Source organism: Nocardioides sp. 1609, from assembly GCF_004522105.1.
Taxonomy (GTDB): Bacteria; Actinomycetota; Actinomycetes; order Propionibacteriales; family Nocardioidaceae; genus Nocardioides.
This window is the reverse complement of the sequence record NZ_SPUJ01000004.1, coordinates 672,615-685,707: the sequence shown is the minus strand read 5'-3', so window position 1 is coordinate 685,707 and position 13,093 is coordinate 672,615. Positions and strand designations below refer to the sequence as shown.

Annotated in this window: 12 protein-coding genes; 8 read left to right on the top strand and 4 right to left on the bottom strand. The window is 74.6% G+C overall.

Annotated elements, in window-relative coordinates; genetic code table 11:
- Positions 1-58 precede the first annotated feature (58 nt).
- Positions 59-556, bottom strand: coding sequence for a hypothetical protein (locus tag E4623_RS13635; protein ID WP_134767044.1), 498 nt, complete (start codon positions 554-556; stop codon positions 59-61).
- A 746-nt stretch (positions 557-1,302) separates the two neighbouring features.
- Between E4623_RS13635 and E4623_RS13630 the strand changes: the two genes are divergently transcribed.
- The 4 genes from E4623_RS13630 to E4623_RS13615 all read left to right on the top strand — a co-directional run bounded on the left by E4623_RS13630 (position 1,303) and on the right by E4623_RS13615 (position 4,520).
- Positions 1,303-1,839, top strand: coding sequence for a SigE family RNA polymerase sigma factor (locus E4623_RS13630; protein WP_134767043.1), 537 nt, complete (start codon positions 1,303-1,305; stop codon positions 1,837-1,839).
- Positions 1,836-2,579: a hypothetical protein gene (locus tag E4623_RS13625; RefSeq protein ID WP_134767042.1), complete on the top strand. Its 744-nt coding sequence runs from the start codon at positions 1,836-1,838 to the stop codon at positions 2,577-2,579. Before E4623_RS13630 ends, E4623_RS13625 begins: the two co-directional genes overlap by 4 nt.
- Before the next feature lie 432 nt (positions 2,580-3,011).
- Positions 3,012-3,386 carry a YciI family protein gene (locus E4623_RS13620; RefSeq protein WP_134767041.1) on the top strand — a complete coding sequence of 125 codons (375 nt, stop codon included), beginning with the start codon at positions 3,012-3,014 and terminating at the stop codon, positions 3,384-3,386.
- 840 nt (positions 3,387-4,226) lie between these two features.
- Positions 4,227-4,520 (top strand): hypothetical protein, encoded by a 294-nt coding sequence (locus E4623_RS13615; RefSeq protein WP_134767040.1) that lies wholly within the window; start codon positions 4,227-4,229, stop codon positions 4,518-4,520.
- On the opposite strand, the gene E4623_RS13610 is transcribed toward E4623_RS13615, so the two are convergent.
- Together E4623_RS13610 and E4623_RS13605 are read right to left on the bottom strand one after the other, a co-directional pair.
- Entirely contained in the window at positions 4,510-5,895 is a 1,386-nt protein-coding gene (locus E4623_RS13610) for an NAD(P)-binding protein (RefSeq protein ID WP_134767039.1), read from the bottom strand. The genes E4623_RS13615 and E4623_RS13610 overlap by 11 nt on opposite strands.
- A gap of 49 nt (positions 5,896-5,944) precedes the next feature.
- Entirely contained in the window at positions 5,945-7,129 is a 1,185-nt protein-coding gene (locus E4623_RS13605) for an ROK family transcriptional regulator (protein WP_245155067.1), read from the bottom strand.
- Positions 7,130-7,219: 90 nt separating this feature from the next.
- On the opposite strand from E4623_RS13605, the gene zwf reads away from it, so the two are divergent.
- Genes zwf through eda form a run of 3 tightly spaced genes read left to right on the top strand, consistent with a single transcriptional unit; the run spans position 7,220 to position 11,233 of the window.
- Positions 7,220-8,710, top strand: coding sequence for a glucose-6-phosphate dehydrogenase (zwf, locus tag E4623_RS13600; RefSeq protein WP_245155066.1), 1,491 nt, complete (start codon positions 7,220-7,222; stop codon positions 8,708-8,710).
- Between the two features lie 17 nt (positions 8,711-8,727).
- Positions 8,728-10,605 (top strand): phosphogluconate dehydratase, encoded by a 1,878-nt coding sequence (gene edd, locus E4623_RS13595; RefSeq protein WP_348537294.1) that lies wholly within the window; start codon positions 8,728-8,730, stop codon positions 10,603-10,605.
- Positions 10,589-11,233, top strand: a complete 645-nt coding sequence (eda, locus tag E4623_RS13590; RefSeq protein WP_245155065.1) for a bifunctional 4-hydroxy-2-oxoglutarate aldolase/2-dehydro-3-deoxy-phosphogluconate aldolase — start codon at positions 10,589-10,591, stop codon at positions 11,231-11,233. The genes edd and eda overlap by 17 nt, the downstream gene beginning before the upstream one ends.
- A gap of 1 nt (position 11,234) precedes the next feature.
- On the opposite strand, the gene E4623_RS13585 is transcribed toward eda, so the two are convergent.
- Positions 11,235-11,804: a TetR/AcrR family transcriptional regulator gene (locus tag E4623_RS13585; protein WP_134767036.1), complete on the bottom strand. Its 570-nt coding sequence runs from the start codon at positions 11,802-11,804 to the stop codon at positions 11,235-11,237.
- A 23-nt stretch (positions 11,805-11,827) separates the two neighbouring features.
- On the opposite strand from E4623_RS13585, the gene E4623_RS13580 reads away from it, so the two are divergent.
- The gene (locus E4623_RS13580) at positions 11,828-13,039 is read left to right on the top strand and encodes an MFS transporter (protein ID WP_167736616.1); all 1,212 of its coding nucleotides are present in this window, start codon (positions 11,828-11,830) and stop codon (positions 13,037-13,039) included.
- The last annotated feature ends 54 nt before the right edge of the window (positions 13,040-13,093 follow it).

Below are 13,093 nucleotides of genomic sequence, written 5' to 3'. Positions count from 1 at the left end.
CGCTGCGACACGGGCGGCCTCCAGCGTCGGGGCGCCGATCACGCGACGGTCGGGCGGATCAGGACGCTCGTAGACCGGCGAGCGCGGCCGCCGCCTCCATGGCGACGACCCGAACGGCCGAGGCCGTTGCCGCTCGCTGGAGGTCGAGGGCGTGATCGGTCGACAGCTCGAGAGCGGCCAGCATCTCGGCTCGGTGCACGACGGCGCCGGCGACGACGGCGGCGAGCGCGGCGTCCTCCTCCGCGACTGCGGTCGCTGTCGCATGCACGGCTTGGGCGATCTTCAGTGCACGCATGGTCGATCCGTAGGAGATCGGGTCGGCCTCACCCTGTCTCGCGACCACGGCGGCTTGCTCAGCAGCCTGCCGTACCTGCGTCGCCGCTGCTTCGCTCCGGTAACGCGTCGCCAGCGCATCCTGGGCAGCCTGGTCTGCCGCGAGGTCAGCGGCGGCAGCAGCGAACCTCGCCCGCTCGAGACGCGCCTGGGTGGCTGTGCCGTCGATGAGGACCTGCGCGGCTGCCACAGCCGTCTCGACGACGACCGCCGCCTGGATCACGGCTACGGCCTCTGCGGCGGCCTGGCGCGTCGGGTCGTCCGTGGGCGGAGGTGGCACTGATTTCACGGGGAGCTCCCTCTCGAAGGCGCGATGCGTTGATGCAGCCTTCGCAGTGGGCGGGTCCGAGCGCCGGTGCCACTCGGCCCTGATCGTCAGGGTGACGTCCGTTCGTCCCGCCGTCAAGGAGCTCGTCCCACGGCGGGGCGTCCGTCGGGCGCGCCTGGTCGCAGCACCCCCGCGCAGCCCGTCAGGAAGGTGGTGTCGGTCCCCCGGGGAGTCGCGCCGCGGAGGCGAGGAGATGACCTCCGGCGCACCGCACCCGGGACCAACGACCCTGTCCTGCAGCACCGAGGGACACCTACGTTCAGGGCGTCGCTGAACACGACATCGGACGGTCTTTCCAGTCGTAGGGGGATCCCGATCCGCGACCCGGCGCCCCGTGTCCGACCTCCCCCCCGTCGGATGCGGGGCCGCCTGGTCGAGTCGCAGGCTCCACCCCGCTGCAGACTCGGTCCCAGGTTGGCGTCCACGGCGACGCAGGAGTCCTGTCGTGCCCGGACCGCCGCAGCCGGTGGTGAGATCGTCGCCTGCACGCACGTGGCCGGCTCCGTCTCATCGCGTTGCGCTCCACACGGCGTCATCGTGTCGTCGGTCGACTGCTCCCGCTCTCGACAGCGACAGCCGTCCGCCGGCGGCGTGCAACCGAACCGGTGCCCGCACCGGTCAGGTGGGTGAGAGGAGACAACGTGAGAGACGACGACCGATCGGCCGAGTTCGTGGACTTCACCCACGCCCATCGGCGGGACCTGATGCGGACGGCCGCACTGCTGTGTGCCGGCGAGGAGGCCCACGCCGAGGACCTGGTGCAGACGACGCTGACCAAGCTCTACCTGGCGTGGTCACGGGTACGCCGCGCCGACAGCCCGCTGGCCTACGCACGGAGGAGCCTCACCCACGTCTTCATCGACGAGGCGCGGCGAGCACACCGACGACGCGAGTCCACCATGGCGGAGCCCGCCGAGGCACTGCCGAGCGATCCGGTGTCCGCCGGCACCGACCTCGAGCTGAGGGAGGTGATGCTGGCGGCACTGTCGTCGCTCGGCCCGCGGCAGCGCGCGGTCGTCGTGCTGCGGCACTGGCTCGACCTCGACGTCGCCGAGACCGCCCGCATCCTCGACTGCAGCACCGGCACCGTGAAGTCCCAGAACGCCCGTGCCCTCACTCATCTCAGGGCCTACCTCGGCACCACCGAACACCACCTGATCCTGGAGGACACCCCATGACCGAGCACGACCTGAAGCGAGCCCTGGGCCTCGCGGCCTCGACCGGACGATCCGCGCCCGACCCGGCCGACGACCTGGCCCGGGCCCGCACGGCGCGCACCGCCCGCAGCCGTCAGCGGGTCCGCGTCGGGCTCTCCAGCCTGGCGGTGGTGGCCGTCGTCGGGGTCGGGGCGACCGTCGCCGTCACCGGGCAGGACTCGCCGGCCGGGCCCTCGGCCGACAGCAGCGACACGTCCTCACCGGGGGCATCGGACGCACCGGGCGCTCCGGACGCCCAGGGCGGCGTGCAGCTGGTCGCCGCGAAGTTCGACGCGACGCCGTACACCTTCGACCTGACGCCGCAGGGCTGGTCGGTCCAGGGCCAGAACGCCTTCGGCGTGACGATCGCGCCCGAGGACGGCTCGGTCTCCGACCACCGCGACGACTTCGAGGGCAAGCTGGTGATCATGTTCGAGGCCCGCCCGCCCGGCGGGCGACCGGTCGACCTGGACGGGCGGAGGTTCTGGATCACCGGCGACTCCGGCTACACGACGATCTCCACCTGGACGGTGGCGGGCGAGCCCCACGGGGCGGTGCGCCTCCAGTACCCCGACGACACGGGCTGGACCGAGGAGACGATGCTGGCCTTCACCGCCAGCGTGCACGTCGGCGACGGCGCCCAGATCCCCGGCCGTGGGGGGCCGCCGCCGGCCGGGATGCAGAGCCTGGACCGCGCAGCGGCCGAGCGACCGAGGTCCTGAAGGAGCACCGGGTGCTGACCTGAGCTGAGTGGCCAGTCCGGGTGACCGCGCTCCTCGGGCGTCGTGACCAATCCGGACGGCGACCTGCTCCGAAGACACGATGGGCCCGCGCTCGGGCCTAACTGGGGGGTTGCCCGATCGCGGGCCCCGTCCGCTCGAGGGCCGCGGGCCCGCACCCGTGCCTGCCGCACCTGGGTCCTCGCCGTCCACCGGCCGGCCGACCCGGCCCTCCCGGCCGGCGGTCCCCGACCGCCGCCACCCCGGCAACCCGGGCGCCGGTTGCTCCTCCCCCGGGGATCGGGAGCATGAGCAGACGAGGCGCACGCCGCGGGTGACGCCGAGCTCACCCGCGCGTAGGTGTCGTATCGGCCGCCTGCCGTTCGTAGCGTGGGTAGTCGCGGACGTCGGGTCCGCCCGACGAAGGGAGCAGCGATGCCTCACTACCTCATCTACTTCAACCAGCAGTGGGTCGGCGACCACGACGAGGCGTGGTTCGAGGGCCGCGTCGAACCGTCCACGGCCGTCGTCAAGGACATGCAGGACCAGGGCGTCCTGGTCTACGCCGGCGGACTGGTCGAGGAGCTCGAGGAGGCGGCGAGCGCGGACGCGACGAGTGGCGAGGTGATCGTCACCGACGGGCCCTTCGCGGAGACCAAGGAATGGCTCGGCGGGCTGACCATCGTGGACGTGCCCGACGACGAGTCCGCCCGCACGTGGGCCGGCAGGGTGGCCGAGGGATGCGGCTGGCCGCAGGAGGTGCGCCGCTTCAAGGCAGGCTCGTTGCAGGCGCTCGTGCTCGACGGGTGATCCACGACGTCGGCGCGCGACGTTCGCCCGCCCGGCCGCCGGCAGCACCCGGGAGCTCCGTGCCGGGCCTCGGGCGGGACCACCGAGCGCCCCGCGCTCGAGTGGGGGGATCCCAAGCGCGGGGCGTCGGTCGCGGTCCCGCTCCGGGCGGGCCGGGACGGGCCTCGACGTACCCAGGTCGGGGCGGGACATGCGGAACTCGCGTTCGGCCATTCCCCCCACGGGTACGGCCGAACGCGAGCTCCTGGACCGCAGCGTCGCCTCGACATGGGGGCATCGGCGACGCGGGTCCTGGGAGAACGCTAGGGCGCCGGGGCCGCGGACTCCGCATCCGTCACGACGAGGCACGTCGGTGCCTGCAGTTGCCCGCGCCCGGCGGGATACGCGCCGGCCCGCACCGGACACGAAACGGGGCGTCCGGCACCGTTGGGGGCCCGGCCACGCAGCGTTGCTCGCGTGTTCCCCGCAGCGGCGCCGGCGCCCCCGCCCGCGTGGGGGGATCGCAGGCGCGGGGGCGCCGGCACTCACTGTCACCACCGCCGTACCCGGACCTGCTGGAAGCATGCGGAACTCACGCTCGGACATTCCCCCCACGGGCAGGTCCGAACGCGAGTCCCTGGGCCCGGCGTCGTCTCGACACGGGGAGAATCGGCGTCGCCGAGCCCTGGCTCGACCGTAAACGAGCCTGACGTCGCTGTCATCTTCGTCAGATCCAGGCACGCGCCGTGCCCGTCCTTGACCGTCCTTGCCGCGGCCGGACGGGTCTCCCCGCGACCGGGCCGTCACGGCACGGCCCGTCGGGCGAGCCGGGGTGCCGCCCGCCCCGCTAGCCTCGGGACCATGGCCGACGAGGCGTGGCGCAGCGCGGTCGACGCCGCGCTGGTGCCGATCGTCGCGTCGCTGGGCCCGTGGGGCGTGGAGGAGGCGCACTGGCTGCCCGACCGGCAGGGCGCTCCGGTGATCTGGCTGCGGGTGCGGCGCCGGGCGCAGGCCGAGGCGCTGCGCCGGCAGGTCTGGTTGTTGCCGCAGGTCCAGGTGACGCTGACCCGGCTCGGGGTCGGTCACGACATCGTGTGGAACCTCCGTGTCGAGATCTCCTCCGCCGAGGCCGAGGCCGAGCTGTTCAGGGAGTGAGGCCGGCCAGCGCGGCCAGGCGTGCCAGACCGCGCGGCGCGTGGGCCTCGATCCGCTCCTGCACGGCCGCGACCTCGGCGGACCCGGCCAGCTCCGGTGGCACGCGGGCCGGGTTGAGCGCGACCGAGTCGGCCCAGGTCCGGATGTCCGGCTCGGCGCCGAACGACGCGGCGCTCCGCATCCCGAGGACGTTCATCTGGGCCCAGTCGGTGAGCGAGTCGCCGTACGACGTCGGCGGGCACAGCCGGTTCTTCTCGCCGTCGTCGCCACGGGTCGCCTCCACGTAGCCGACCAGCGCGGCCCCGAAGCACGGGAAGCCGGCGCGGACCGGTTGCGGCGTGATCGTCCCGGGACCCCAGACGGGCACCCGCGGCGGCCGCTTGAGGCCGTCGGCGGCGCAGTCGACGACCAGGGCGTCCGGGCGGACCGCGACCGTGCCCCCGCGCAGGTCCAGCCGGCCGCGGCCGACGGCGTCGAGGTGCCCGAGCCGGACGACGTGCTCGACGGTCCGGAGCTGCTCCAGCTCCCAGAGGCCGAGGGTCGGCGCCTTGGCCATGGTCGGCTCGACCGACGGGTCGAGGCGCAGCATGATGCCGGCGTCCTCGAGGGCGTGGAACAGCCCGGGGAGGGACGTCGCCTCCCCCGCCGCCCGCAGGAGGTCGGCGACCATCGCGAGGTAGACGGTGGGATCGGGCTGGACCACGGCCCGGTTGAGCATCCAGGGGTCGCGGGGACGGACCCAGCAGATCCGGTCGGGATCGGTCCCGGCGGCCAGGAGCCGGATGCAGGCGTCGGTGGCCGTCTTGCCCGACCCCACGACGACGTACTGGCTCGGCGGCTCGGCCTCCGAGGCGGGGACGAGGTCGTTGACCGGGACCACGCGGACGTCGTCGCCCACGGCGAACCGGCGCGGCGACTCGGCGGGGATGTCGGGCGCGAGGTAGCGCGCGTCGACGACGCGGCAGCGCGGCGGCACCTCGAACCGGTCCCCGGTCTCGAGCGAGGTGAAGGTCCGGTCACCGCGGTACTCGCAGCCGCTGAAGAGCTCCACCCGGCCCGAGGCGAGCAGGCGCTCCGCCAGCACCCGGTCGTAGTAGGCGCAGATCGCGTCGCGGCCGGCGCGCTCGTGCAGCCCGGCCTCCGGCCCCTCCTGCTGGACTGCGCCGCCGAGCACCGTCGAGGCGACGCCGTAGAACGTCGAGGCCTGGTGCAGGCGAACGAAGGGGTACGCCGCCCGCCAGTGCCCACCGACCCCGGCCCGCCGGTCGAGGATCGCGACCCGGACGTCGGCGTGGTCGATCAGGGCGTCGGTGAACGCCATGCCCGTCGCCCCGGCACCGACGACGAGGTAGTCGACCTCCAGCCGCCTCGTCACGCGGCCCAGCAGAGCACGCCCGTGGCCCGGCGTCCACCGCGGGGCACCGTCACCGGGAGGCGGTGGCCTCGCGCTCGAGGATCCGGCTGTCGACGGCGGCCGGGCTGAGCACCTGGTCGAGCACCATGGCCGCGCAGCCGACGAGCCCGGCCCGGTCCCCGAACGTCGACGACAGGAACTGCAGGTCGCGGGTGGCCAGCGCCGAGGCGCGGGCGTAGACGCTCTCCCGGACGCCGGCGGCGTACACCTCGAAGGCGGCGGCCATGTCGCCGCCGATGACCACGGCGTGCGGGTTCAGCAGGTTGATGGCGACCGCCAGCACCTCGCCGAGGCTGCGACCGGCCTCACGGAGGTGGTGCTTGGCCTCGGCGTCGCCCCCGACGGCCCGGGCGACGACGTCGCGCACGTGCCCGATCCGGTGCCCCTGCGCCTGCAGCTCGGCGACCAGCGCCCAGCCGCCCGCGATCGTCTCGAGGCACCCGACGTCGCCGCACCGGCACGGCCGGCCCTCGGCGGCGTGCACCTTCGTGTGGCCGATCTCGCCGGCGGCGCCGAGGTGGCCCGGCACCACCCGGCCCTCGGAGAGGATGCCCAGCCCGAGGCCGGTCGAGGCCTTGACGACGAGGAGGTCGCGATAGGTCGCGGCGTGCCCGAGCCGCTCGGAGCGGGCCAGCACGTCGGCGTCGTTCGCCACGAACGTCGGGCCGGGCTCGACGCCCGCGAGGAACGCCCCGAGGTCGACGCGGTCCCAGCCGGTCATCGCCGGCGAGTCGATGCTGACACCGAGCACCGGGTCGACGGTGCCGGGCAGGCTGATGCCGGTGCCGAGCACCTGCGGCCGCCCGGAACGCCCGCCCGGGAGGTCGGCGAGGAGGTCGGTCAGCTGGGTGGCGACGTCGGGCATGACGACGTCCGGCGGCGCCCCGACCTCGTGCTCGACCGAGGACGAGCGCAGCTCGTGGCCGGCGAGGTCGAAGAGCGCGAGCTGGGAGCGCGAACGGCCGATCGCGGCGGCCAGGACGACGCCGGCGCGGGCGTCGAGACCGATCCCTCCCGCGGGGCGGCCGCCGGTCGAGGCGAGCTCGTCCCCGGCCAGGACCAGTCCCAGGTCCTCGAGCGCCGCGAGCCGCGCGGTCACGGCCGTGCGCGAGAGCCCGGTGAGCCGGACGAGGTCGGAGCGGCTGCTCGCCCGCCCCTGGCGGACCAGCTGGAGCATGTCACCGGCGGTAGTCACGCCTTCATCCTAGGCAACGCTTCCTGACTTTTGTCTTAAGAGAACCTAAGTTCGTTTGCGGAGTGCAGACATCGGACCTACCGTGGACGAGTGACCCAACCCGCCTTCGGACTCCCCGACGCGATGCCGGCCTGCGACTTCACCGTCATCGGCGCCACCGGTGACCTGGCGCTGCGCAAGCTCGTGCCCGCCCTCTACCGCCGCGAGGCCGAGAACCAGCTGCAGCCCAGCTCCCGGATCATCGGCGTCTCCCGCTCCGAGCTCGACGACGACGGCTACCGCGCCGAGGTCGCCCAGGCGCTGCGCGAGCACATCGGCGCCGACCTCGACGTCGTCGTCGCCACCCGCCTCCTCGACCGGATCAGCCACCTGACCCTCGACGGCGCCGACCCCGAGGGCTGGCACCTGCTCCACGCCCACCTCAAGGTCGGCGACCCCGACGCCGTCCGCGTGTTCTACCTCGCCGTCGCCCCGGCCCTCTTCGGCCCGATCTGCCACCGCCTCGACGAGATCGGCGTCGTCGACCCGACCGCCCGCGTCGTGCTCGAGAAGCCCATCGGCCGCGACATCGCCTCGGCCCGGGCCATCAACGACGCGGTCGGCGAGGTCTTCGACGAGGCGCAGATCTTCCGCATCGACCACTACCTCGGCAAGGAGAGCGTGCAGAACCTCCTCGTCACCCGCTTCGCCAACACCTTCCTCGAGCCGCTCTGGAACTCCCACTGGGTCGACCACGTGCAGATCACCGTCGCCGAGACGCTCGGCGTCGGTGAGCGCGGCGACTACTACGACACGTCCGGCGCCCTGCGCGACATGGTGCAGAACCACCTGCTCCAGCTGCTCTGCCTGGTCGCGATGGAGCCGCCGACGTACGTCGGTCGCGAGACCGTCCGCGACGAGAAGCTCAAGGTGCTCCAAGCGCTCAAGCCGATGACGCCCGCCGACGTCGACCGCGACACCGTGCGCGGCCGCTACGGGCAGGGTCTCGTCGACGGCGTCGCGGTGCCGTCGTACACCGAGGACCTCGGCCGCCCGGGCAGCGCGGCGGAGACCTTCGTCGCCATCCGCACCGAGGTGCAGAACTGGCGCTGGGCCGGCGTCCCGTTCTACCTGCGCACCGGCAAGCGGCTCGACCGCAAGCTCTCGGAGATCGTGGTGGTCTTCAAGGAGCCGCCGCACTCGATGTTCCCGCACCACGAGGGCGTGCAGACCGCCAACCGGCTGCACATCCAGGTGCAGCCCGACGAGGGCATGCAGCTGCACATGACGGCCAAGGAGCCCGGCCCGGGCGGCATCCGGCTGCGGCCGGTGTCGCTCGACCTGAGCTACGCCACCGCCTTCGACGCCCGGATGCCCGACGCCTACGAGCGCCTGCTGATGGACGTCGTCCGCGGCAACCCGACCCTGTTCATGCGCCGCGACGAGGTCGAGGCCGCCTGGACCTGGGTCGAGCCGATCCTCCAGCGCTGGGCGGTCACCGCCGACCGCCCCAAGCGCTACCCGGCCGGCACCAGCGGGCCGATCGCCGCCACCACGCTCCTCGAGCGGGACGGCCGGACCTGGCAGGAGCTTCCGGAATGAGCCACACCGCCCAGCAGATGCACCCCGTCGTCGCCGACGTCACCGCGCGCCTCGTCGAGCGCAGTGCCGGCACCCGCGCGGCGTACCTCGCGCAGGTCCGGGCCGCCGCCTCGACCGGCCCGGCCCGCGGCCAGCTCGGCTGCGCCAACCTCGCGCACGGCTTCGCCGCGTCCGAGCCGTCGGAGAAGGTCGCGCTGCGTGGCCGGGTCAAGCCCAACCTGGCGATCGTGACGAGCTACAACGACATGCTCTCCGCGCACCAGCCCTACGTCGACTACCCGCCGGTCCTCAAGCGGGCGGCGATCCGGGCCGGCGGCCTCGCGCAGGTCGCGGGCGGCGTCCCGGCCATGTGCGACGGCATCACCCAGGGCCGCGCCGGCATGCAGCTCTCCCTCTTCAGCCGCGACGTGATCGCGATGTCGGCGGCGATCGCGCTGTCGCACGACATGTTCGACGGCACCCTGATGCTCGGCGTGTGCGACAAGATCGTGCCCGGCCTGCTGATCGGCGCGCTGGCGTTCGGTCACCTCCCGACGGTCTTCGTGCCGGCCGGGCCGATGGCCTCCGGCCTCCCCAACGGCGAGAAGGCGCGCGTGCGCCAGCTGCACGCCGAGGGCAAGGTCGGCCGCGAGGAGCTGCTCGAGGCCGAGGCGGCCTCCTACCACTCCCGGGGCACCTGCACGTTCTACGGCACGGCGAACTCCAACCAGCTGCTCATGGAGGTGCTGGGCCTGCACCTGCCCGGCTCGTCGTTCGTGAACCCCGGCACCCCGCTGCGCGAGGCGCTGACCCGCGCGGCCGCCGAGCGGGCCGTCGCCATCACCCACCAGGGTGCGGCCCAGCGCGGCGGCGAGGCGATCCCGGTGGGCGAGGTCGTCGACGAGAAGGCCGTCGTCAACGCCTGCGTCGCGCTCCTCGCGAGCGGCGGCTCGACCAACCACACGATGCACCTGGTCGCCATGGCCCGTGCCGCCGGCGTCCAGGTCACCTGGGACGACCTCTCCGACCTGTCGGCGGTCGTGCCGTCGCTGTGCCGGATCTACCCCAACGGCTCCGCCGACGTGAACCACTTCCACGCCGCCGGTGGCATCGGCTTCCTCGTCCGCACCCTGCTCGAGGCCGGCCTGGTGCACGACGACGTGCTCACCGTGATGGGCCGCGGCCTGCACCGTTACACGCAGGAGCCGGTGCTGGACGGCGACGTCCTGACCTGGCGCGAGGGGCCCGAGCAGAGCCTCGACCTCGACGTGCTCCGGCCGGCGAGCGCGCCGTTCGGCCCGGACGGCGGTCTCAAGGTCCTGCGCGGACCGCTCGGCACCGCGGTCGTCAAGACCTCGGCCGTCAAGCCCGAGCACCGCCTGGTCACCGCACCGGCCCTGGTCTTCGACGACCAGGACGACTTCCTCGTCGCCTTCGGTGAGGGCCGGCTCGACGGCCGCGACCTCGTCGCCGTCATCCGCTACCAGGGCCCCGCGGCCAACGGGATGCCCGAGCTGCACAAGCTCACGCCCGCGCTCGGCGTCCTGCAGGACCGCGGGCAGCGCGTCGCGATCGTCACCGACGGCCGGATGTCGGGGGCGTCCGGCAAGGTGCCGGCCGCGATCCACGTGACGCCGGAGGCGGCCCTCGGCGGCCCGCTGTCGCGGGTCCGCGACGGCGACGTGATCACCGTCGACGCGGAGGCCGGCGTCCTCGACCTGGTCGGCGTCGACCTGCGGCACCGCGAGCCGGCGCTCCGCCCGGCGACGGACGCCGACGCGTCCGGCACCGGCCGCGAGCTGTTCGCCGCGTTCCGTGCCACCGTCGGCCCGGCCGACGCCGGCGCCAGCGTCTTCCCCCTCCACCACGCCCCCTCCACCGACCCCGCCGAGGTGCCCGTTGTCCAGCACGCCTGAGTCGCAGCCCGTCCCGACCTCCGTGCTCGACGTCGTCCCGGTGATGCCGGTCGTCGTCGTGCAGCGCGTCGAGGACGCCGTCCCGATCGCCCGCGCCCTCGTGGCGGGCGGCCTGCCGGCGATCGAGCTGACCCTGCGGACGCCGGTCGCGCTCGACGCGATCGCCGCCATCGCCGCCGAGGTGCCCGAGATCCTCGTCGGCGCCGGCACCATCGTCACGCCGGGCCAGGCGAAGGAGGCCGCCGACGCCGGCGCCCGCTTCCTCGTCTCCCCCGGAGCGACGCCGACGCTGCTCGCCGCGATGGCCGGCACCGGGCTGCCGTTCCTGCCCGGCACCAGCACGGTCTCCGAGGCGCTCGCGGTCCTCGAGACGGGTGTCACCGAGATGAAGTTCTTCCCGGCCGAGGCCTCCGGCGGAGCCGCCTACCTGGCGTCGATCGCCTCGCCGGTGCCCGCCGCCCGGTTCTGCCCGACCGGCGGCATCACGGCCGCCACCGCGCCGTCGTACCTCGCGCTGCCGAACGTCGGCTGCGTCGGCGGCTCCTGGCTCACCCCCGCCGCCCTCGTCGACCGCGGTGACTGGGCCGCGATCGAGGCGCTCGCTCGCGAGGCGGCCGCGCTGCGCTGACTCAGGGCGTCCCGGGCGGGCGGTCGACCAGCGCGGTCGCCACCGCCCGGGCCACGCCGGCGGGCGAGCCCCCGCGCAGCCGCATCCCGAGCTCGCCGGTGACGACGAGCATCAGCTCCTCGGCGAGCATCGCCGCCCGGTCCCCCACGACGGGGACGGCGAGCTCGGTGAGCCGGTCGCGCAGGGCGTCGGTCTCCTGCCGGAGCGCCGCGGCCAACGCCGGGACCGGGTCGGCGTACTCGGCCGCCGTACCGAGGAAGGCGCACCAGCGGGCGCCGTCGGGTCGCACCCGGAAGGCGTCGAGGGCGTCGAGGACCGCCAGCAGGCGGCCGCGGTCGTCGCGGGCGCGCGCCACGGCGTCGTCCCAGACGGCCAGCCAGGCGCGGTGCCGCCGGTCCAGGGCCGCGGCGACGAGCCCGTCCTTGCTGCCGTAGGCGCGGTACAGCGTCGCCGGTGACACGCCCGCGCGCGCCAGGATCGCGTCGACCGGGGTCGCCGCGACGCCGTGGGTGAAGAGGAGCTCGTCGGCGGCGTCGAGGAGCTTCGTCTCGGTGCGCTGACGGACGGCCATGCGGGATAGTCTACGGTGACGAAGTGAAACGCACGTTATCGTTTGGTGGTCGCGAGACCGGTCTCGTCCTCGCCGCGATCTGCCTGATCGCCGGCACCTACGGACTGGTCCGGCTGGCCTACGGGCTGTTCCTCCCTGACATCCAGGACTCGCTCGGGCTCGGCGCGGCGGCCGCCGGTCGGATCTCGTCCGCCTCCTCGATCGCCTACTGCGTCGCGGCCGGCCTCGGCCTGCTCGGTGCCCGACGGCCGCGCGCCCTGGTGGTCGGCGCGCTCCTCACCGCCGCGGTCGGGTCGCTGGGGATGGCGCTGGCGCCGGACCTCGCGGTCTTCGTCCCGGCGGCCGTCCTGAGCTCGGCCGGTGCCGGGTTCGCCTCGCCCGGGCTGGTGGCGGTGGTCGAGCGCTCCGTCGAGCACGGCCGCGTCGCGCGTGCCCAGGCGGTGGTGAACTCGGGCACCGGCCCCGGCCTCGTCGCCGCGGGCGCCCTGGCCCTGGTGCTGCTGCCCGAGTGGCGCGTCGGACTCGCGGTCGGGGCGCTGTTCACCGCGGCGGCCGGCATCGCCGTCCTGCTCCTCGACCGGCCGGGCCCGGCGGACGTCGCCGTCCGCACGACGGCCCCGTCGGCCGGACCCGCGCCCTGGCGTGCCCTGCGGACGCCGGCCGTCGCGGCCGCGCTGCTCGGCGCCGCCTCGGCCGTGGTGTGGACCTACGGGCGCGCCCAGGTCGTGGCGGAGGGAGCCGGCGCGACGGCGTCCACGGTGGCGTGGATGGCGCTCGGTGTCGGCGGGACGGCGACCGTGCTGACCGCCCGAGCCCTGGGCGCGGCCGGCCCGCAGCGGGCCTGGCTGATCACCCTGGCCGGCACCGCGGCCTCGATCGTCGCGCTCGGGCTCGGCGCCGGCGTCCTGCCCGTGGCGCTCGTCGCGTGCGCCGGCTTCGGCTGGGGTTTCGTCGCGGCCACCTCGGCGCTGATCGTCTGGGCGGGCCAGGTCGCACCCCAGCGCGCCGCCGCCGCGACCGCGGTCCTGTTCGTCACGCTGGTCCTCGGTCAGGCGGTCGGCTCGTCCGTCGCCGGGGCGATCGCCGACCACCGCGGCATGCCGACGGCGTTCGTGGTCTCGGCCGCCGTCGCGGCGGTCGGCGCCGTGTGCGGTCGGCGTGCGGCCGGCCGGCGCGAGGTGGCCCGTCCCGCCCTCGCCGCTGCTCGGTCGGGTCCTCCCCCGCAGGAGGTTTGAACACCTCCCGGGACGGACACAGGCTGAGGGACCTGTGACCGGGTCCGTCGACCC